Here is an 18,983-nt window from a genome sequence, read left to right as displayed (position 1 = left end):
AGTCAGATACCCCAACACCACACTCTGACCAACACACAACCAAACCCACACACAGAACCTAAAACAACGCGTTTAGTTCCTATAGGCCCATTTCATGCATCTATCGTTCAGGACAACTGTCTGGCCACCCAGTCGACGATGTAGGGCGCGGTGTGCTCAATCTGATCGATGGCCACCTCGAACTCATGTGGGCCGCCATACCAGGGGTCCACCAGATCGATTTGGCTTTCCCGGCCCGGCGCTGGCTTGGGCAGATCCGGGTCGAAGCTGCGGTACAGGTGCACATCGGATCGCTTGCCTGAGGGCAACAGACGCAACAGGGCGCGCATATGGTCGGCCGTCATGGGCAGGAGCAGGTCGGCGTCTTCGGCCTCCTCCCGGGTAATCCGGTGGGCGAAGTGGTCAGCCGGCACCTCGTAGCCCCGCTCGCGCAGAACCTTCTGAGCACGCCGATCTATCGGGTTGCCAAACTCCTCGTCGCTGACCCCGCTGGATTCCACCCTGACCTGGTCCTCATCCAGTCCGCGATCTTGGAAGAATTTACGCAGGATGATCTCAGCCATGGGTGACCGGCAGATGTTGCCGGTGCAGACGGTCATGACGTTGTAAGGGCCCCGTGAAGCCTTTCCTTTAGAATTCTGGGCCATCAACGCACCTTCCCATAGGTGATGTACCGGAAGCGCCGGATGGCATCCGCCTGGTCTGGTTTAGCAGGGGTCATCCAACGGCTCTCGTCGCGCACCTGCCAGAACCGCTTGCTGACAAGCTCCTCCATATCAGGCACAAAGACATCAGCTGGAGTCCGCAGGTCCAGGTCGGTCACATAGGCCGCATCAGCCAGCGGAAAGAAGGTGCTGAAGACCCCTGCGCCGCCGATGATCCAGATTTCGCTACGATCCATCCCATCATCAGGAATGGCTTCCTGCCTAGCCAGTTCCAGAGCATCGTCGGCCGCAGATACCACAGTGGCGCCTGGTGCATGGAACCCTGGGTCACTGGATAGAATGATGTTGTCCCTCTTGGGCAGGGGTCGCTCCCCCATGGAGACCCAGGTCCGCCGCCCCATGATGACAGGATGGGATACGGTCAGCTCCTTGAAGTGCTGCATATCCTCGCTCAGATGCCAAGGCAGCGCATTGTGGTAACCGATGGCGCCACGCCGACCGTCAGTGGCCTGCGCCTGCGCCCAGATCATATTGACCGATGAGCGGCGGCCTATCTCTTCTTCCTGATGCCGCCAATCCTCATCGCCTAGAAGCCCGGCCTGACCGGGCTCGGGTTCGTGATAGCCACTTCGACTATTGTCATGCTCCATCTGTTGCGTTCACTCCTCATAGTGAGTAGATATACGAGAACATTCTAATCTTCGGATTCGACGGTGCCCGTATTCGGCTCAGCGCACCTTCAGACCGCCACCGGGGCCTTGATGGCGGGGTGGCATTGATAATCCACTACCTCGAAGTCTTCATACTGATAGGAGAAGATGGAGTCGGCCTTGCGGATGCGCATGGTCGGGTAGGGATAAGGATTGCGCGACAGCTGCTCCAGAACCTGCTCCACGTGGTTGTCGTAGATGTGGCAGTCGCCACCGGTCCAGACGAATTCCCCAGGTTCAAGATCGGCCTGCTGGGCCATCATCAGGGTCAGCAGGGCATAAGAGGCGATGTTGAAAGGCACCCCCAGGAACATGTCGCAGGAACGCTGGTAGAGCTGGCAGCTCAACTTGCCGTCGGCCACATAGAACTGGAAGAGCGCATGGCAGGGTGGCAGAGCCATGCTGTCAACCTGGGCTGGATTCCAAGCAGTGACGATCATTCGACGGGAGTCCGGATGGGTACGTATCAGATCCAGCACTTTGGCTATCTGGTCAATGGTGTGATGGGGATCCTCCGGCGTCGGTGCGGGCCAGCTGCGCCACTGGACCCCATAGACCGGACCCAGATCCCCGGTTTCCGGGTCGGCCCACTCGTCCCAAATATGCACGCGGTTCTCCTGCAGCCAGCGCACATTCTGCGATCCCTTCAGGAACCAGAGCAACTCGTAGGCGATTCCCCGGAAGTAGACCTTCTTGGTGGTGATCAAGGGAAAGGAATGCGACAGATCGAAGCGCATCTGCCGCCCGAACAGGGATATGGTGCCGGTCCCCGTCCTGTCGGACTTCAGGGTGCCCTCGCGCAGGATGGTGCGCACCAAGTCCTCATAGGGGGTGGGAATGTCCGAGTCAGGACGCTCAGGGATACGTGTACGAATACGCTGCAGTTCTTCGGGAGTCAAGGCCATGCGGCCATACTATCAAGTCCTCGGTCAGCTGAGCGCGCCCCGGTGACGAATTGCACAGTCCGGGTTAGATTGGAGGAACAGGTCCGGCTACAGGGTCGGATCCGGATGACGCACCCATTGGGTGCCGGACAAGGAGGAACAGATGGGCAAGAGACTTTGGGTCGAACGCGACAAGGACGGCACCTGGAACGCCTATGGCGACAATGGGGCCCACATCACCTTCGGCAAGGGCGAGGATCAGTTCAACCCGGGCGATCTGATGAAGATCGCTCTGGCCGCCTGCGGAGCCCTCTCCAGCCAGTTCGCCGTGGAGAGCGCCCTAGGCAAGGGCAAGGGGGCGAAAATCGTGGTGGACGGCACCTATGACTCCGACGACGACGCCTACCTGAGCTTCGACGAGCAGGTGGATGTCGATGCCACTTCGGCCAGGCTGGCCCAGGAGGATGCGGACAAGCTGGAGGAGCGGATCCGCCGCCATATTGCCAAGTCCTGCACTGTGGCGCATACCTATCAGCGGGAGACCCCGGTCAGGATCTCCGTCAAGGTTCGCCACTGATCTGATAGCCATAAAAGAGCGGGGATCCCCAGGTTCATTGAACTCCGGGAGTCCCCGCTCTTCGTCGATGTTGCCGTTGAATCGACCGCCTTACTCCTTATGCTCGGGATCGATGGTCGACTCCAGATCAGCCAGTTGCTCGGGTTTGGCCAAATCCACAGAGATCTTCTCCACTCCGGTGATATCGGCCACATCCGTGCTTTCTGCCGCGTCGGCTGCGGCTTTGAGACCGGATTCCTCGGCCTCCACATATTTGCGCGGCACCACGTAAACGGGGCTGACCGCATGCTGCAGGAGGCCCTGGCTGGTAGATCCCAGCAGGAGCCCAGTGAAGCCGCCGCGGCCCCGCGAGCCGACTACGACCACGTCATGAGTCTTGCTGGCCTGGGTCAAGGCCTCTACGGCAGACCCTGGCACCACGGTCTTGTTGATGCGCAGATCGGGATAGGTCTTCATGAGCGGAGTGATTCGGGTATTGAGATCATCCAGATAGGAGTCCATGACGCTGCGCTCCTCGGCCGAGCCCGTGCCGGTCAGTCCGGAGATATTGGGCACTGCCGACATCACATCCAGCTCGGCATTCCAGCTGTCAGCGAAAGCGGCGGCAATCTGCAATGCCTTAAGACCCCACTTAGACTCGTCGGAACCCACGGCAACCCGCTTGATGTCGTTGCTCAGATGCATCAGGTTGCCATCGTCGTCGGTGTAGGGAACGACCACGATAGGGCAGTAGGCATAGGCGGGCAGACTGGAGCTTGTGGTGCCCAGCAGCCGCTCAGCCAGGCCGCCCTTGCCCCGGTTCCCGATGACAATCAGCCGGTAGTTGCGGCTCAGCTCCACGAAGACCGAGGAGGGATCCCCCGTCACAATCAGCGTGGCTGCACCGACACCTTGTTCATCGGCGATAGCCTTGGCCTTTGAGAGAATCTCCTGGGCGTCGTTGTGAGCCGCTACGTCGTCTCCCATGGTGGTGTAGGTCGCGTCGAAAGAGACAGCCGCATAAGAGGGAAGGGAATATGCGCAGACGATTTGCAGGGTCAACCCTGCATGCTTAGCGTAGTTGGCGGCCCACCACGCCGCCTTGTAGCTGGCGTCCGAGCCATCGACGCCTACCAGAACAGCCTTGTCGTTGCTCATCCGACGACCTCCTTTAAACTTGGCGATGACAAACCGACACCGCTCTTTCTGCCAGAATATCGCATGCAGACCTGATCGATAAGTTGGCAAGGGCCAACACGCGAGGAACTTCGACTCTGAATATGCAAAACGCCCCACAAGGGGGCGTTGAGGTTACATGCACAAATGTGTCTCAGACCAGACGACGATACTCGAAAGCCCGATAAAGCTTCTCAACTGTTACGGTCCGACCGACATCCGGGGCATGAATCATGCGGCCACCGCCAACATAAATGCCCACATGGCTGCCCTCAGGGGTCACAATCAGGTCGCCAGGAGCAGGATCCGTGACCGGCACACCCACTGAACGTTGCGCATCGGCTGTGCGGGGCAGGCCGATGCCGAAGTGAGCAAACACATACTGGGTGAATCCAGAGCAGTCAAAACCCGTGGCCGGATCGGTCCCACCAAACACATAAGGAACCCCCTGGAACTGAAGAGCATAGTTGACCACATCTGCGCCCCTGCCAGTGGCCGGCACTTCAGTGATTGTGCTGACTGTACTGCTACGAGCAGCCGAACGACTGACCTGCTGCGAGGACTGGTGCCGACTGGCTGCAGCCTGGGCCTGTTCCTGAGCCTGCTGGGCCTTGGCTTCCGCATCCTTCTCGGCCGGAGACTTGGTGGCAGGAACGTTCAAAGACTCGATGCCACCCCAGCTGCTGTCCTTTTCGACGGTAGTAGCCGTCGACTCGGTCAACAGGTCGGCACGCACCTTGCTGCCGGGGGTGAATGAACGCGACGAAGTGACTGCGGCTTCACTGCCGTCACTGGCCTGGGCCACGGCGGGTATACCGATGGAAAGCATGCCACAGATTGTGGCAGCTGCCATCATGCTCACATACTTGCGTGTCTTTTTCATTGGTCACAATTCTATCACGTATCTGGCACAGGGATCAAACACAAGAGGACACGATCCGCGCAGTCAAGGATCAGTAGTGGATGTAGTTCAGAGCGTGCACATTGGACAAGGTGCGAGAGTATGTCTTTCCGTTCATGTTGGCACTGCACTCGGAGGTGACAATGGAACCATCGGGATTGATCTTCTCCACGATGGCCACATGGCCATAGGTGGAATCCGAACCCTCCTGGCCGGCCTGGAAGACCACGATGTCGCCGACATTGCGCGGCGTATTGTCCACCCAATAGCCCAGGGTGCGTGCAGAGCCGGTCCAGTCCTTGGCATTGCCCATGTGCGAGCCCACCGGTAGTCCCAACTGGTGACGACGGACGTAGACCCACCATGTGCACTGGCTGAACTCATAGGCGTTGCCCACATCTCCAGTGACATGGTTGGGATTGAACCCTGCCGGCAGTACTGATTGGTTGGCATCCATCAGCACAGCCACGACTGGATTGTTGGCCAGGGATTTGGACATCTGTCCGGCATCGAGTTCGGATTCGCCCAGCTCCCAGCTGCCCTCGTTGCGTTGCGAGGCCGTGGGCAGGGGCTGGCGGTAATCAGAACGGGAGACCCTTGCACCACCAGTTGCGCTGGAGGAGCCGGTAGAGGATGAGGGGGTGACCAAATTGATTGCGACACTGTCGGCCAAAGGCAAGGACCAGTCGCCCCGAGCCTGGCTGACCGCCATAGAGGAAGCGGCAGCACCGACCAGGACGGTCAGGGCCGAACCGGTCATGATATGAGAGCGACGGGCTGAGGCCTTAGCCGCCAGACGGATAGAACGACGGGTCCGAGGGGCTACCTCGTTGAGCTTGGCTGCCAGGGCATCATCAAGACCCTCAATGCCAGCTGCCTGGGTTATGCCCGACGATCGACCGGTCGACCGACTGCCGACACCTGTGCCCCGCCTGGCCGAAGCCCCGTGCGCAGCATGCTTCATCTAGAATCACTCCCGTTTATGTTCCGACGCGACTTTCGTGCCGTACCACGAACCATCACAAGGGAACACCATAACGCAAGCGAGAATCCAGGCCAAATGACCTGAATTGTCCATACTGGTGTACTCAAGCATGGCTTCGGTGGTCGCTCATCTTCGACAACCACGGAATACTCTAGGATTATACGGACATAATGCGGACATGAGCAAACCCGCATGCGTGCCGTCCGCCACGGCGTGTCCCACAGTTTTGAACCCTGCATGGTCCACCCTGAGCGAACCGGACTCATACCAGATCAGACCGGAGTCGAGGCCAGGAGGAAGGATCCGCCGGCATCGTTGGAATCTTGAGGCATGGTGATGTCGACACGGCCGTCCTCGGAGGGAATGAAGAGGGCCCGCCCCTGGTCCAGCACACAGGACTGGTCAGCGGCCGTGCAACGGATCCGGCCATCAGTGCAGACGATGATGCGTGGTCCGCGGCGGGGAATCATCAGGTGGCGGGGCCCCAGACGCTCTATCAGATCCCCGTAGCGCTGCTGAAGCCTATTGAGCAGGGGCCAAGTGGCTCCACCCTCCTCCACATGCCCGTAGACCAGCATGTATTCGTTGATCTTGGGCCGGTAGGTCACCATATTGTGCATGATCAGGGTGGCGATCATGGAGCTCGATGGATCAATGGGGGCCGAAGGCTGGCAGTCCAGGCTACGTAGGAGGTTGGGAATGTCCCGATGTTTGGGGGTCATGCCGGCCCTGAGCACATTGTCGGAGTTGGTCATAATCTCTGCCGCAGTGCCGTGGATGTATGCGTGAGGGGTCCCGGCGGGGATATAGACCGAATCGCCCTCCTCCAGATCCACGGGGTTGAGCATAAGCAAGCAGAGCACAGCGGGGTCATCCGGAAAGGCTCGTGCGGCACACAGGGCATGGTCCAGCACGGCTCCCGCCCGCCTGGACCGCAGCCTCCCGGCAGCAGCCTCCAAGGCTTCCTCCAGGCCTCGGGCTGTTTCTGGCTCGGCAGTCACGGCAGCGTGGAAGGCCCGGAAGATACGTCGGCGGGAGTCCGGCCAAATCAGGGAGGAGACCGGCATCATGGCATCGGCAGAAGCGAAGCGGGCCGGAGGAACCCCCAGGTGGAAGGTGCGGGCGGTCAGCGCCTCGGTCATCAGCTCGGCCAGAGGGTGATCCACGGCGCGCAGGAGAGTCAGCTGGGTGGAGATGGTCGCAAAGCCTACACAGGCCTGAAAAGGCTCCAGGGCCACTACCATTTCGTTCTTGGCCAGACTGTCGTGAAAGGAGCGGCTGGGATCGTCGTCCGGCACTCCCAGGGCATTTTCACGATTGAAGCCGGCACGGGCTTCGAAATCCAGGGGATGCACCTGCAGAGACAGAGGGATGCGGGCCGAGATGATCTTGAACAAGTAGGGCAGGGTGGGGCCGAAGAGGCGAGAGTCGCGCTCCCCCAGCATGGCCATGGGATTGCGGCGGATGGCCACGGTCAGAGGCAGCAGCGAGCCGTCGGGCAAGGTCAGGGGCGAGGGGGATTCGGTGTGTCCGCTGAACCACATCTCCGCCAATGTATCCCCCGGGCATCCGTCTGACTCATCCAGATGGAACATGCGCTGCAGTCGGTCATATGAGCCCCAGGCGTAGTGCTTCTCCACAGCTTGGATCGGATACACGCACTCCCCTTTCCACGGGAAATCCCTCCATGGGCCGGTGCATACGAACCCACCAATCCCCGTCATGATAAGACAAGGGCCGAGGCCTGGGCAAGGCGAGAGGGTCGCCGCATGTCATTGCGAACGGTACAGTAGGGGTATGAAGCTGGCTCCCATTTTCGACCCGGATGCCCGCAGGCCTTCGCCTCGGCCCGTGCAGGTGGACCTGCGACGCATCTTCCTGCTCGGTACTGGCGCATGGATTCTGGCCTTGGCCGTGGTGGGCATTCTGGCCCTGACCGGAATGACGGTCACCAAGCCTCTGATTGTCTGCCTATCCGGGGTTGGCGTTGGCATTCTGCTGTTGATTTGGGAGCATTTCAATCGCTGGGATTATCGCCGCCTTGCCCAGCAACCGGACCCTGAGCCAGAGGAAGCATCAGCGTAAATGTGCTCCCCTCTCCCGGCGCGCTCCAGACCGTGACCGAGCCATGGTGGGTCAGAGCCACATGCTTGACGATGGCCAGCCCTAGGCCGATGCCTACGGCAGTCTCTTCACTCTGATTGTCGGCACGGTAGAAGCGCTCGAAGATCCTGTCTTGGTCCGCCTTGGATATGCCTCGGCCGTGGTCTACCACCCTGATGATTCCGTAGTGCCCATCCTTGGAGGCCTGTGCCACCAGGGAGACGGTAGAGCCTGAAGGCGAATAGGAGATAGCGTTCTCCACCAGCTTGGCCAGAGCCACTCTGATCTGCTGCCCGTCGCCATGAATCGTCAGCGGCTGGTCGCATCGCCATCGCAGGGTCACATGGGCCTGATCCGCTCCATTCTGCTCATCCTGCACCACTGCAAGTATTTGCTCAGCTACGTCAAGCACATTCTCCCTGCTGGGCTTGATCCGCTCCTGAGCCCGGATCAGCAAAAGAAGATCCTTGAGCACATGCGCCAGATAGGCGCTGTATCGCTGGACAGAAGAGGCGTCCTTGGAAACGCTGCGCAGGTGGCTGCGAAGCAGTTCTGGGTCATCCCCCTCCAGATGGGAGGTGGTTTTGAGCTGTGCCGCCAGCTCCTCCAGGGCCTGGACCGGCTTGAGCATCTGCTCGGATACATTGGTCATGAAAGCGTCCCTGGTCCGGACAAACCTGACCGAATCGCTCACGTCATCGATAAGCACCACCACCAAGGACCGGTCGATCCGCCCCACAGTGACCTTGAGCCAGTTCCTTCTGGAAACCGCCTGGGCCTGAACATGGGTCGCGTCCCCGGGATCCTCGGCCTCGTCGATATCCCAATTATCGGATTCCACGCTCTCAGCTGCGACATCCAGAGCAAATTCGGTAGGTGTTCGCGTAATCAGATTAAAGCTGCGTCGACCGCCCGAACGCCGTACCTGCGCGACAGCTTCGGTGATCTTCGGATTGGAGATCTCGTCGTTGCTGACGATTCCCAGCCTGTAGGCATCCGGGCTGGAGCGCACAACCTCGTCATCGCCATCGACCACAACGGTGGCGGCGGGGATAAGTGCCAGCAAGGCCTGGGTCGAGCCCTCCAAAGCCTCACCGTCGGCCTCTTCGCCATCCTTGCTCCGGTTGCCCATAAGGCTGCGCAGGCGGTCCATGAACCCTCTCATAAGGACTTCCCTCCAGTCCGGCGCCGACCCCGGACACTGCGACATCAACCAAGTCTCGTCGGCCGTTCCGGCTTTATTCTCGCATACCCGACAGTGATTGCCGCTCCAATGGCCCGACATTCTTCGGGGCTGGCTTTTTCTTGCCACCCTGGTCACATAGACTGTAGTCATATCGTTGACCGAGGCCGAAAGGGAAGAACAATGCGCGTGATTTTCAACGAGGAGCTGGGGCTGGTCGCCGACGATCTCGATCGGATGGCTGCCAAGGTTCGCGATGCCATCAAAAAAGCGGGACGGTCCCTGATGGACTGCGACGTGGAAACGGCCCAGGAAGTCATCGACGGGGATGCCGATATAGACAACCTCCAGGCCAGCATCATCGATCAATGCATCAGGCTCCTGGCCAAGCAGAGCCCTGTGGCCACTGATCTACGGGTGGTGGTCTCCACCCTGAGCCTGTCGGCAACCTTTGAGCGTATGGGAGACCTGGCCAGGCACATTGCTGAGACTGCAAGGCGCTCCTACCCTGAACCGACCCTGCCCGCCGAGGTCATTCCCCTGTTCAAACAGATGCAGGACTTTCTGGATGTCATGGCCGACCGTCTGGTCGAGATGCTCTCCGACAGGGACACGACCATAGCCGAGCAGATCATCGTCAGCGATGATCAGATGGATAAGCTCCACCAACAGACTTTCAGCTATGCCCTCTCAGACGACTGGAAGGGGTCCAGGCAGCAGCTGATCGACTTGATTCTGGTGGCACGGTTCATGGAGCGGCTGGGAGACCACGGCGTATCGGCGGCCCGCCGCGTGGTCTACATCGTCTCGGGCTTCGACCCCTCAAAAGACCCCAAAGATCTCGACCTCGATCTGGACTGAACATATATAGCAAAAGGGCTACTCATCACCTGACAGCTGGTCGGGTGGAGGCCCTTTTTACTTCCATAACTTCCAGGGAACACCAAAGGTGGTGCCCTCTACAAAAGCAAGGACACCACCTCAACAACTTTGGATGCTCTGTATCCAAAGTCCGGCTCACATCATCGGATGAATTTGGATGTCACTTTTGGCCCTGGGCCGCCACAGCAGCAGCACCGGCGGCGGCTGCCTCAGGATCCAGGTACTCGCCGCGAGGCTTGATGGGCTTGAAGTTCTCATCCAGCTCATAGACCAGGGGGATGGCCGTGGGGATGTTGACCTTGGCGATCTCGTCCTCGGTCAGGTTATCGAGCATCTTGACGATGGCTCTCAGCGAGTTGCCGTGGGCGGCGATCAGGACGGTCTTGCCGGTCTTGAGCTCAGGAACAATATCGCTCTCCCAGTAGGGGGTGACGCGCTTGACCACGTTGGCCAGTGCCTCGGCGCGGGGCACAGGAGCTCCGGCATACCGGGGATCATGGGACTGCGAGTATTCGTCGTCAGGGTCGATTTCAGGCGGCGGGGTGGCATAGGAACGACGCCAAAGCATGAACTTCTCGTCGCCGTACTTCTCGCGGATCTCGGTCTTGTTCTTGCCCTGCAGAGCCCCGTAGTGACGCTCGTTCAGCCTCCAATCGCGCTTGACGGGGATCCAAAGGCGGTCGGCCTCGTCCAGGGCGATGTTGGCGGTGTTGATGGCGCGGCGCAGCAGGGAGGTGAAGACGATGTCCGGCAGAACACCCTTATCCTTGAGCAGCTTGCCGCCCTTGCGGGCCTCCTGCTCGCCCTGCTCGGTCAGCGGGACGTCCACCCAGCCGGTGAACTGATTGGTGTTGTTCCATGCGCTCTGGCCGTGCCTGAGCAATACTAGTTTGTAGGTCATACTGCAAATTCTAAGACTTAAGAGGGACTGTTTGGCGGACCTTCCCCGCCTTAGAACAGTCTCTTAAAACAGGCAGACGCCCAACCAGCAGAACCCTGTCAGCAGATCGGTATAGCCCGACAGCGCAAAGGCCCTGCTGAAGCGGTTCCGACAGCTGGCTACCGTGGTGGCAACAGTCATCACCAAAACAGGCAACAGACAAAGCAGGCGAGGCCAGGCGGCGGCTAGGGAACCGCCGGACAGGGACCATGATTCGACGATTCCCAGAATCACAGCCAAGGCATAACAGGACCCCATCAGAATCAGCGTGCCTTTGGCTCCGATGAAGGAAGACAGCGTGTACTTGCCAGCCAGAGGATCCGCATCGATGTCACGATAGTTGTTGATCTCCAGAACAGGAATGCAGATAAGACCACCAACCAGCGCGCCGATGAACCCGTGGCGGTCGATGCTGCCAGTCTCCAAGTACTGGGTGGCCAGCACGCCCACCAGGCCGAAGAAAATCATGATGCTCAGCTCTCCCATGGCCCTATAGCCGTAAGGGTGTTTGCCACCCGTGTAGAACCAGGCACCCAGCAGACAGAAGATGCCGACCAGAATCATCCACCAGTGGCCAGTCACCCAGCAGAGAATCAGACCAGCCAGGCAGGCCATAAGGATGTTGAGATAGGCAGACAGCAGGACCTTGCGAGGCTCCACGCCACCGGCCACGCCTCTTCTGGGCAGATCAGGCACCGAACCGTCAGCCCCGGCGCCCGAAAGACTGCTACGACCTTCGTCAGTACCCCTGATTCCGTCAAAGTAGTCATTGGCGAGATTGCAGGTGCTGTGGATGAACACAGCCGTCAGACAGCATAAGAGAGCAGTCAGCCAGAAGCGCACATCCGGCCCAAGCCCTTGGTTGAACAGTTGCCGGAGGGCCACCGCTGTGCCAATCAGAACCGGCGTGGGCGAGCAGAGCAAGGCCGAGGGTCGCAGCGCGTCCTTGTATTCCCGAAGTGTGATGAACATGATTGCCTGATTATCCACCAAATCGCTCGAAAGTCGGACCGCTCCCTTATGAGGGTATCAAGATTTTCATAGCTGCAGGAGTAGGCCCGCCGACCAACACAGGGCGGAGACCAGGGTGCCTTTACCCGCCATGCCAAAAGCCTTGGGCACCTGGCCACGAGCAAAGGCTCGACAAATCAGCAGAAAGACAACGGCCACTGGCAGGAGGATCAGCACAAGAGGGAAACCGGGCAGGCCACGTCGCATGACAGCCGGAACGAACTGAATCAGGCCCAGAACCAGGCTCAGGATGTAGACCAGGTAAATGGAGATCGCCGCTGCGCGCGCCCCCACAAGAACTGCATATGTGTGCTTGCCGGCAAGGCGGTCGTCGTCCAGGTCACGGTAATTGTTGAGCATGAGCAGGCCCACGGCATTGAGCCCGCATACGCAGGCACCCAGGATGCCGGCGGCATCGACCCTATTAATGAGGAAGTACTCGGTACCCAGGGTGGCCACCAAACCGAAGAAGATGAAGACGCTGACCTCGCCCAGCCCGTGGTAACCATATGGGTGCGGGCCGCCCACGTAACACCAGCCAGCGATCAGGCAGCAGACCCCGACCAGGATCATCCACCAGTGGCCGGTCAGTGCCATGACGGCCAGACCCATCAAGCAGGTGAAGGCCGCCGAGATCATGGTGGCGTAAAGCACCTTCCTGGGCGGCACTCCGGCAGCCACAAGACGTCTGGGTCTGCCGGCCGTGGCCTCCTCGCCGCCACGGCCGGAATCAGTGCCGCGAACACCATCGGCATAGTCATTGGCGAAGTTGGCTGCTATCTGCATAGACAGGGCAAGTAGGACCAGCAAGACCACGATCAAGGCCAGTCGTCCCGGTGTGGCCGCCTTCAGGGCAGGGTCGACAGGAGTGGGCGAGCAGGAACTGGTGCACTGTTCCAAGATCCGTGACCGCTCCAAGAGTGCAGCCGAAGCGCCCACGCAGACAGGTGCCACCGAGGCAGGCAGCGTCCGGGGACGCATGCCATCCATCCACAGCCTGATATTCATGACCGTCCCTCCCCTCTTATCATCTCAGACCAGCGGCTTGACCAGGGGGAAGGTGATGGTCTCGCGGATGGATGCACCGGTAAGGGCAATCAGTAGACGATCGATGCCCATGCCCATGCCGCCAGCGGGAGGCATGCCTACGCCCAGGGCCTCCAGGAAGTCCTCGTCAATGTCCATGGCCTCGACATCGCCGCGGCTGGCCATCTTGGCCTGCTCGACGAACCGCTGCCGCTGGACCACCGGATCGTTGAGTTCGGAGTAGCCCGTGGCCAGCTCGAACCCGCGAACGTAGAGGTCCCACTTCTCAACAACGCCCGGCTTGGTGCGGTGGGCCTTAACCAAGGGCGAGGTCTCGACCGGGAAATCACGTACGAAGGTCGGCTCATACAGCTTGTCCTGCCAGAAGTGCTCCCAGAGGTGTTCGACCAGCTTGCCGTGGTTTTCTGCAGGCTCCTCCTCCAGGCCCAGTTTGTCAGCGATGGTCCGCAAATGGTCCACGCTGGTCTGCGGGGTGATCTCCTCGCCCAGGGACTCAGAAAGGGAATCATACATACTGATCTGGCGCCAATCACCGCCAAAGTCATACTGGCTGCCATCCTGCAGGGTCACCTTCAACGATCCAGCCGTGGCCATGGCCGCCTTCTGTATCAGTTCCTTGGTCAGTTCCCCGATGGTGTCATAGGTGCCGTAGGCCTGATAGGCCTCCAGCATGGTGAACTCCGGAGCATGGGTGGCATCCACGCCCTCATTGCGGAAGTCGCGATTGATCTCGAAGACCCGCTCAATGCCGCCCACCAGGCAGCGCTTGAGGAAGAGCTCAGGGGCGATGCGCAGGTAAAGGTCGATGTCGAAGGCGTTCATATGCGTGGTGAATGGCCGGGCCGCAGCGCCGCCATGCACGGTCTGAAGCATGGGGGTCTCGACCTCCATGAAGTCGTGGTCCTCGAAGGTACGCCTCAGGGAGGAAACGGCCTTGGAACGGCGGCGGACCATGGCCCGCACGTCCTCATCGGCGATCATGGCCAGGTAGGGCTTGCGGGTGCGCTGCTCCTCAGTCAGTTCCTTATGCAAGGCTGGCAGTGGCTGCAGGGCCTTGGCCGCGATGTTCCACTCAGTGGCGAAGACGGAGAGCTCTCCGGTCTTGGAAGCGACCACACGACCACGCAGGTAGAGGTGGTCGCCCAAGTCGACCAGCTGCTTGAATCGCTTCAGAGAATCAGCACCTATCTCACGCTTGGAGATCATGCCCTGTATGCGGATGCCGTCGCCCGCCGCCAGCTGGACGAAGCAGAGGCCGCCGCCGTTGCGCAGGAAAAGGACTCGGCCGGCGATGCCAACTACATCCTCGGTCTCCTGACCCGGCTCAAGGCGGTCCTGATACTTGCGGCGCACATCCTCGATGCGGTCGGTCACATCCAAATGAACCGGGTAGGGTTCAATGCCCTCCCTGAGCATGAGCGCCCTCTTGGCCACACGCATGCGCACCTGTTCGGGATGGCCTTCAGCGCCGTCCGTCAGGTTGCCGGGATCGATGGCGTCATCCAGCTGGGCGCCCTGATCGATCTTCTCAGTAATGGCCATATCCTGATCAAGCAGCGCCTGGGCGCGTTCGACCGTCGTCAGACGAGGGGTTTCTTCCGATGAGTCATTCATAAATCGGTATTTTACGCATGAGCCGGTACTTGGTCCCGGTTGCCGCCTAACGGCAAGCGGCTGAATGGCTGCGCCGCGCAGACGATAGCGTTTGGCCGACGGTACGTGTACTATATAGAACGTTGTCACGGGGTATAGCGCAGCTTGGTAGCGCGCTTCGTTCGGGACGAAGAGGCCGGGGGTTCAAATCCCCCTACCCCGACAAATTATCCTGGTCCGAGTGGGCCGGGATTGCAACGTTTAGAGCACATCACGCAGCCGGCGAAACCGATTTTGAGCGCACTTTGCAGTAGCAACTCGTTCATCGACCCCCCCCCCCACCGAATCCAGGTCATCGTCGAACAGATCCGCATACGCATCCAAGGTCATCGCGGCCGACGTGTGCCCCAGCCGCCGCTGGATGGCCTTCACGTTCGCCCCGCTCTTGACCATCAGGCTGGCCACCGTGTGTCGTAGGTCATGGATGGTCATCCGTTTTCAACCCGGCCGCATCGCACGCACGGGCAAACCACTTGCCACCGTCCTTCGGCGACACCGACTTCATATATCCATGGAAGCTCCCTCTGAATCTCAATCTCGTGGGGTCTACCTTTCCATCGCCACATTGGGATCATGTAGAGCGGCTATATCGAAATCTTCCGGATGATCCGCAACCCGATCCAGCTTCGCTGCTCTGCTCTTTTGTTCTTCGTTTTGCCGGCTTAGCTGCAATACTTGCTCTAGCGTTGAGGCTGGATTGAGATTGAAGAATTGGCACAGCGCTATAAACTCACGCAAAGAAGGCGACCCATGCCTGCAATTGAAAAGGTCGCTGACTCTTGGCGCACTTACGTCAATGGCACGGGCGAGCGCGCGGTCTGATATTTGAAACGGTGACTCATCCCGCTTTTCGGAAATAAGTCCCATAACCGTAATATCAGCCAACGTCCAAACGCGCGCGTACTTTGTCATGGCAATCAGATCAGACATGTAACAGCTTTTTATAAATCGCAACGCGAGTTTAACATAGTAAAAGAATGCTCTTATAGACTTGCTGCTCGGGCCATAGACGTGCTTCGCAAAACGGCACTGACAAACAAGCAATCCAAAACCGAACTGACATCAGCGCTGCACATAGCCAGGCCCACATTGAACGCCCGGTTTAAGCCGGCGACATGATGCTCAGCAAGTTCATACAGCAGTCAAAAGAAGTCGGTGTCGATCCATGCGAAGCACTCAATGACTGCGACGGGGAGTCTCCGGCATCATCATTGCTCGCAGGGAAGGAGAAGCGATGAAAAGGCTGGTCTTGCCCAAATCTTTTTGACGTGCTCGCGGATCTTGACGACGTGATAAGGGCAGATCGTCATTGCTGGGCGACCAGAGCCTCTGAAACAGGAGCAACCCGTGCCCTTTCTGCGTCATGCTGGTCGGCAGGGGCTTCCACCCTCGGCGGCTCCTTCCACAACGGGCGCTGCACGCTGTCCAAGCCGTGGCCCGACGAGGTCATCCAGCCGTACCGGCAGGTCTGGGAGCACATCCTGGGCAACCACAGGCCAGGGACCTTCGTGCCCGGCAAGACCGCGTTCCCCTCCTCGTGGAGCGAGAAGCGCGTCAGGCATGAGGTCCTGGAGACCGTGGCGGCACCCGACCTTGTCAGGAGCATGAAGGACGGGAACCGGGAGGAAAGGTATAGGCTGGTCGGTGAGGAGATCATCCGCGTGTGGCTGCGGAAGAAACGGAACACCCGCGGACGATACATGATCAACACTGCGTTCCCGACGGTGGGCGAGGAAAAGGAGATGGCATGACGACTGATCAGGAAGCAGCACAGGCTTTCCGCCGGCTGAGGCCCTACCTAGCGCCGGTCATGGACGAGTGGGAGCTCATCGCGCTTGACGGCGGTTTCGAGGCCGGGGAGCCGTATTTCGCCTTGTCCTACGCCGTGGCGTCCATCCCCTCGTACCAGGTGGACGTCCCCCGCGACGTGCTCGTGCAGGCGTTCTCCTGCCTCAACGAGGACGACCGTCAGGAGTACGCGGACATCCTGAAGGGCGCGACGGCCTAGCCCGGGCACACTTGTAATTGCTTTCCAGGCCATCCCTTACCGGGGTGGCCTTTTCCATGCCCTGACGGGCCATCGAGTTTTCCGCGGACCCTGCACGCCGCGTCGCTAATCGTGCGTCCGATTACCAAGGAGCAACCATGCCCATGCATTTCATCCACCGTTTCGACAGGCTCCACATGCGTCTGGCCGACTCCCCGCAGGGGAAGCCGGTTCCGGCGGAGGCCAGCCCAGTCCGGAAGCCGGCATCGACCCGGATAACACGCGGATCCTCGCACAATTTGAGACTCAAGGCACAGCGACAGCCACCTCCAGCATCTACGCGGTACGATACGGCTCCTCGGAAGGCGACCAGGCGGTCACCGGCTTGACCAACGAGGGCGTCAACGTGCAGGATCTGGGCCGGCTGCAGGACAAGCCCGCCTACCGCATCCGCATCGAGTTCTTCGTCGGGCTGGCCGTTTTCGGCGGCAAGGCCGCCGCACGCCTGAAGGGGGTCATCAATGGCTAGCAGGAAGACCGCCGTGCAGCGGCCAAGAAGCAGGCTGAAGCGGAACCGACCCTGGCCGTCACCCCGAACGAGCCCGTGCAGGAGGTCACCGCTCAGGAGCCCGACAAAGAGAAGGAGCCGCCCGCGGCCCCCGACTGTTCCGCGGCGGTTGCGCCCGCCGGCCGTTACGAGACTTTTGAAGACGGATGTATGTAAGAATACTAACCTCGCTATTCTCTTTCTTTTCTTAAAAAGCAAAAGCGATTCTCGTTTTTCTCGCGTTTTATAAGTTCAAGGATCACAGCCCCGACAATTCTGGAATTGCCTACTGCATTAATATTGAGGTTCATCGGCACATAACAACCAATCACCAACCTTCAGGTGTAGCATATAAACAGATATTCTGTTCAAAGGAGCATAATGCGGATCTTAGCCTTTGACCTCAAAGGACTTCGTTTATACGACAAGGGCGCACTACGCATGATCATGTTCGCCGAGGATAGGATTACCGATGGCAGCTTCACCCATCGCCTTCAGGGCACCACCTCACCGCTTGGCATCGTCACAGCCATTGGCATCTCCGGCATCAATGCCTCCGGCAAAACCACTGATCTACGCCTGCTTTCTCTAATCATCAACATTGCCAGGGGCGCCTCATTGGGTACTCAACGCTCCACCATCGATTCGCTGATGGACATTCTTGAGCCTACGATTACAGCACGCATTATCTTCGAAGAAGACGGCGATGCTTGGCTACTCAATGCCACACTTCGACGCGCAGATCAGAACGAGGCCACCGCCGACTCTCCCTTGGTTTTTGAAAAGGAACGGCTGTGCCAGTATGCGGGCAGAAGCCTGAGCAAGATTCGTTTGAGAAGAACCATTGATGGCGATGAAGAATCCTGGGTGACTGTAGCGACTCGGGGAATGAACAAGTCCGGCGACGAAAAGGAGCTGGCTGAGGACGTCAAGAGATTCTTACCCCCCGATCGCTCTCTGATGAGCGGGATTTTGCGGGCCAAGGAGACCATGGTCACCATCTGTCTGCAAAATCCGCTGCAAATGTCCATTACCGTCACTCCTCCATCCCAAGTGGTGCGTCTATTCGATCCGACCATCGAACACTTAGAGGTAAGCGATCACCAATTCCATATCAAGTTCCGCAACGAAAAGCTTGAACGTAATTGTGATCCCTCACAAGCTATGGCCATGATATCGGCGGGAACATTTCGCGGAACATCCCTGGCGCAGCATGCTATCGAAACACTTGCACAAGGAGGCTACCTACTATTCGACGAAATCGAAAACAGCATAAACAAGCAGTTGGTATTCGCCATCATCGATTTGTTCTCCTCTCCCGCCACTAACCCGCATGGGGCAGTACTCGTTTTTTCTACGCACTACCCTGAATTGCTGGATCATTTCACCAGAAAGGACAACATCTGGTTCGCTGTCAGACATGAGAACGCGGGATTCCAACTGGTCAGATACAACAAACTTGTCACACGCGGTGAACTGAAGAAGAGCGTTCAGTTCATGTCAGGTGCCTTGCAAGGAACGGCACCCTCAGCCGCTTCCATTAGCGCCCTGCGGAGCTACGTCAAGGATACGGTTCATGGATAGTCAAGCAATATATAACCAACCTACCTTGGTTATCTCTGCGAGGGATCTGCCGAAAGCGTCATCTTTGAACTCCTGCTGGCAGAAGGAAAACTGATCATTCCTAAAGATTCGCTTATTGAGGATCCGCAGACTGGTCGGCTTTATACCCGCTGCCGGAAGGATAGGGATA

Annotated in this window: 20 protein-coding genes, 1 tRNA gene and 1 pseudogene; 8 read left to right on the top strand and 14 right to left on the bottom strand. The window is 59.1% G+C overall.

Annotated features, from left to right (window positions below; genetic code table 11):
• Nucleotides 1-107 precede the first annotated feature (107 nt).
• The 3 genes from H3T93_RS06860 to H3T93_RS06850 form a co-directional block, all read right to left on the bottom strand.
• Nucleotides 108-647 (bottom strand): low molecular weight protein-tyrosine-phosphatase, encoded by a 540-nt coding sequence (locus tag H3T93_RS06860; protein WP_144178515.1) that lies wholly within the window; start codon nucleotides 645-647, stop codon nucleotides 108-110.
• Complete coding sequence (locus H3T93_RS06855) at nucleotides 647-1,315, bottom strand: dihydrofolate reductase (protein WP_144178514.1); 669 nt, start codon at nucleotides 1,313-1,315, stop codon at nucleotides 647-649. The genes H3T93_RS06860 and H3T93_RS06855 overlap by 1 nt, the downstream gene beginning before the upstream one ends.
• Before the next feature lie 89 nt (nucleotides 1,316-1,404).
• Nucleotides 1,405-2,280 carry a thymidylate synthase gene (locus H3T93_RS06850; protein WP_110425686.1) on the bottom strand — a complete coding sequence of 292 codons (876 nt, stop codon included), beginning with the start codon at nucleotides 2,278-2,280 and terminating at the stop codon, nucleotides 1,405-1,407.
• Between the two features lie 142 nt (nucleotides 2,281-2,422).
• On the opposite strand from H3T93_RS06850, the gene H3T93_RS06845 reads away from it, so the two are divergent.
• Nucleotides 2,423-2,836, top strand: coding sequence for an OsmC family protein (locus H3T93_RS06845; RefSeq protein ID WP_144178513.1), 414 nt, complete (start codon nucleotides 2,423-2,425; stop codon nucleotides 2,834-2,836).
• Between the two features lie 90 nt (nucleotides 2,837-2,926).
• On the opposite strand, the gene H3T93_RS06840 is transcribed toward H3T93_RS06845, so the two are convergent.
• The 4 genes from H3T93_RS06840 to manA all read right to left on the bottom strand — a co-directional run bounded on the left by H3T93_RS06840 (nucleotide 2,927) and on the right by manA (nucleotide 7,535).
• Complete coding sequence (locus H3T93_RS06840) at nucleotides 2,927-3,973, bottom strand: universal stress protein (RefSeq protein WP_046323252.1); 1,047 nt, start codon at nucleotides 3,971-3,973, stop codon at nucleotides 2,927-2,929.
• 172 nt (nucleotides 3,974-4,145) lie between these two features.
• Nucleotides 4,146-4,874, bottom strand: coding sequence for a C40 family peptidase (locus H3T93_RS06835; RefSeq protein WP_198191428.1), 729 nt, complete (start codon nucleotides 4,872-4,874; stop codon nucleotides 4,146-4,148).
• Nucleotides 4,875-4,944: 70 nt separating this feature from the next.
• The gene (locus H3T93_RS06830; RefSeq protein ID WP_144178512.1) at nucleotides 4,945-5,856 is read right to left on the bottom strand and encodes a CHAP domain-containing protein; all 912 of its coding nucleotides are present in this window, start codon (nucleotides 5,854-5,856) and stop codon (nucleotides 4,945-4,947) included.
• A 293-nt stretch (nucleotides 5,857-6,149) separates the two neighbouring features.
• Nucleotides 6,150-7,535 carry a mannose-6-phosphate isomerase, class I gene (gene manA / locus H3T93_RS06825; RefSeq protein WP_144178510.1) on the bottom strand — a complete coding sequence of 462 codons (1,386 nt, stop codon included), beginning with the start codon at nucleotides 7,533-7,535 and terminating at the stop codon, nucleotides 6,150-6,152.
• A 139-nt stretch (nucleotides 7,536-7,674) separates the two neighbouring features.
• Here manA and H3T93_RS06820 point away from each other — a divergent pair, with 139 nt between their 5' ends.
• Complete coding sequence (locus H3T93_RS06820; RefSeq protein WP_046323256.1) at nucleotides 7,675-7,962, top strand: hypothetical protein; 288 nt, start codon at nucleotides 7,675-7,677, stop codon at nucleotides 7,960-7,962.
• Here the strand turns inward: H3T93_RS06820 and H3T93_RS06815 are convergent.
• The gene (locus tag H3T93_RS06815) at nucleotides 7,895-9,145 is read right to left on the bottom strand and encodes a sensor histidine kinase (protein ID WP_232348709.1); all 1,251 of its coding nucleotides are present in this window, start codon (nucleotides 9,143-9,145) and stop codon (nucleotides 7,895-7,897) included. The two genes, H3T93_RS06820 and H3T93_RS06815, sit on opposite strands and share 68 nt — an antisense overlap.
• Nucleotides 9,146-9,346: 201 nt before the next feature.
• Between H3T93_RS06815 and phoU the strand changes: the two genes are divergently transcribed.
• On the top strand, nucleotides 9,347-10,024 hold the full coding sequence (gene phoU, locus H3T93_RS06810; protein ID WP_046323257.1) for a phosphate signaling complex protein PhoU: 678 nt from the start codon (nucleotides 9,347-9,349) through the stop codon (nucleotides 10,022-10,024).
• 181 nt (nucleotides 10,025-10,205) lie between these two features.
• On the opposite strand, the gene H3T93_RS06805 is transcribed toward phoU, so the two are convergent.
• The 4 genes from H3T93_RS06805 to lysS form a co-directional block, all read right to left on the bottom strand.
• Nucleotides 10,206-10,946, bottom strand: coding sequence for a phosphoglyceromutase (locus H3T93_RS06805; protein WP_024626731.1), 741 nt, complete (start codon nucleotides 10,944-10,946; stop codon nucleotides 10,206-10,208).
• Between the two features lie 63 nt (nucleotides 10,947-11,009).
• The gene (gene menA, locus H3T93_RS06800; RefSeq protein ID WP_144178508.1) at nucleotides 11,010-11,957 is read right to left on the bottom strand and encodes a 1,4-dihydroxy-2-naphthoate octaprenyltransferase; all 948 of its coding nucleotides are present in this window, start codon (nucleotides 11,955-11,957) and stop codon (nucleotides 11,010-11,012) included.
• Nucleotides 11,958-12,023: 66 nt separating this feature from the next.
• Nucleotides 12,024-13,004: a 1,4-dihydroxy-2-naphthoate octaprenyltransferase gene (gene menA / locus H3T93_RS06795; RefSeq protein ID WP_144178507.1), complete on the bottom strand. Its 981-nt coding sequence runs from the start codon at nucleotides 13,002-13,004 to the stop codon at nucleotides 12,024-12,026.
• A 24-nt stretch (nucleotides 13,005-13,028) separates the two neighbouring features.
• Nucleotides 13,029-14,657, bottom strand: coding sequence for a lysine--tRNA ligase (lysS, locus tag H3T93_RS06790; RefSeq protein ID WP_144178506.1), 1,629 nt, complete (start codon nucleotides 14,655-14,657; stop codon nucleotides 13,029-13,031).
• A 128-nt stretch (nucleotides 14,658-14,785) separates the two neighbouring features.
• Between lysS and H3T93_RS06785 the strand changes: the two genes are divergently transcribed.
• Nucleotides 14,786-14,859, top strand: a tRNA-Pro gene (locus H3T93_RS06785).
• A 38-nt stretch (nucleotides 14,860-14,897) separates the two neighbouring features.
• Here H3T93_RS06785 and H3T93_RS06780 read toward each other — a convergent pair.
• Together H3T93_RS06780 and H3T93_RS06775 are read right to left on the bottom strand one after the other, a co-directional pair.
• Nucleotides 14,898-15,134 (bottom strand): annotated as a pseudogene (locus H3T93_RS06780) (tyrosine-type recombinase/integrase); the annotation flags it as partial.
• A 108-nt stretch (nucleotides 15,135-15,242) separates the two neighbouring features.
• Entirely contained in the window at nucleotides 15,243-15,626 is a 384-nt protein-coding gene (locus H3T93_RS06775) for a hypothetical protein (protein WP_144178504.1), read from the bottom strand.
• Between the two features lie 338 nt (nucleotides 15,627-15,964).
• Here H3T93_RS06775 and H3T93_RS06770 point away from each other — a divergent pair, with 338 nt between their 5' ends.
• From H3T93_RS06770 to H3T93_RS06755, 4 genes are all read left to right on the top strand, one after another.
• Nucleotides 15,965-16,447, top strand: a complete 483-nt coding sequence (locus H3T93_RS06770) for a hypothetical protein (RefSeq protein WP_232348708.1) — start codon at nucleotides 15,965-15,967, stop codon at nucleotides 16,445-16,447.
• Complete coding sequence (locus tag H3T93_RS06765) at nucleotides 16,444-16,704, top strand: hypothetical protein (RefSeq protein ID WP_110425697.1); 261 nt, start codon at nucleotides 16,444-16,446, stop codon at nucleotides 16,702-16,704. Before H3T93_RS06770 ends, H3T93_RS06765 begins: the two co-directional genes overlap by 4 nt.
• A gap of 364 nt (nucleotides 16,705-17,068) precedes the next feature.
• The gene (locus H3T93_RS06760; protein WP_198214745.1) at nucleotides 17,069-17,212 is read left to right on the top strand and encodes a hypothetical protein; all 144 of its coding nucleotides are present in this window, start codon (nucleotides 17,069-17,071) and stop codon (nucleotides 17,210-17,212) included.
• A 399-nt stretch (nucleotides 17,213-17,611) separates the two neighbouring features.
• Entirely contained in the window at nucleotides 17,612-18,814 is a 1,203-nt protein-coding gene (locus tag H3T93_RS06755; RefSeq protein ID WP_144178501.1) for an AAA family ATPase, read from the top strand.
• The last annotated feature ends 169 nt before the right edge of the window (nucleotides 18,815-18,983 follow it).

It is taken from the genome of Bifidobacterium sp. M0404 (assembly GCF_016101415.1).
Lineage (GTDB): Bacteria > Actinomycetota > Actinomycetes > Actinomycetales > Bifidobacteriaceae > Bombiscardovia > Bombiscardovia polysaccharolytica.
The sequence above is the reverse complement of the archived record's forward strand: the minus strand, read 5'-3'. Positions and strand labels throughout refer to the sequence as shown.

Bases quoted from the DNA above. Each gene is read 5' to 3' on its own strand.
- H3T93_RS06860 (WP_144178515.1), bottom strand. From the start codon at position 647: ATGGCCCAGAATTCTAAAGGAAAGGCTTCACGGGGCCCTTACAACGTC.
- H3T93_RS06855 (WP_144178514.1), bottom strand. From the start codon at position 1,315: ATGGAGCATGACAATAGTCGAAGTGGCTATCACGAACCCGAGCCCGGT.
- H3T93_RS06850 (WP_110425686.1), bottom strand. From the start codon at position 2,280: ATGGCCTTGACTCCCGAAGAACTGCAGCGTATTCGTACACGTATCCCT.
- H3T93_RS06845 (WP_144178513.1), top strand. From the start codon at position 2,423: ATGGGCAAGAGACTTTGGGTCGAACGCGACAAGGACGGCACCTGGAAC.
- H3T93_RS06840 (WP_046323252.1), bottom strand. From the start codon at position 3,973: ATGAGCAACGACAAGGCTGTTCTGGTAGGCGTCGATGGCTCGGACGCC.
- H3T93_RS06835 (WP_198191428.1), bottom strand. From the start codon at position 4,874: ATGAAAAAGACACGCAAGTATGTGAGCATGATGGCAGCTGCCACAATC.
- H3T93_RS06830 (WP_144178512.1), bottom strand. From the start codon at position 5,856: ATGAAGCATGCTGCGCACGGGGCTTCGGCCAGGCGGGGCACAGGTGTC.
- H3T93_RS06820 (WP_046323256.1), top strand. From the start codon at position 7,675: ATGAAGCTGGCTCCCATTTTCGACCCGGATGCCCGCAGGCCTTCGCCT.
- H3T93_RS06815 (WP_232348709.1), bottom strand. From the start codon at position 9,145: ATGAGAGGGTTCATGGACCGCCTGCGCAGCCTTATGGGCAACCGGAGC.
- phoU (WP_046323257.1), top strand. From the start codon at position 9,347: ATGCGCGTGATTTTCAACGAGGAGCTGGGGCTGGTCGCCGACGATCTC.
- H3T93_RS06805 (WP_024626731.1), bottom strand. From the start codon at position 10,946: ATGACCTACAAACTAGTATTGCTCAGGCACGGCCAGAGCGCATGGAAC.
- menA (WP_144178508.1), bottom strand. From the start codon at position 11,957: ATGTTCATCACACTTCGGGAATACAAGGACGCGCTGCGACCCTCGGCC.
- menA (WP_144178507.1), bottom strand. From the start codon at position 13,004: ATGAATATCAGGCTGTGGATGGATGGCATGCGTCCCCGGACGCTGCCT.
- lysS (WP_144178506.1), bottom strand. From the start codon at position 14,657: ATGAATGACTCATCGGAAGAAACCCCTCGTCTGACGACGGTCGAACGC.
- H3T93_RS06775 (WP_144178504.1), bottom strand. From the start codon at position 15,626: ATGTCTGATCTGATTGCCATGACAAAGTACGCGCGCGTTTGGACGTTG.
- H3T93_RS06765 (WP_110425697.1), top strand. From the start codon at position 16,444: ATGACGACTGATCAGGAAGCAGCACAGGCTTTCCGCCGGCTGAGGCCC.
- H3T93_RS06755 (WP_144178501.1), top strand. From the start codon at position 17,612: ATGCGGATCTTAGCCTTTGACCTCAAAGGACTTCGTTTATACGACAAG.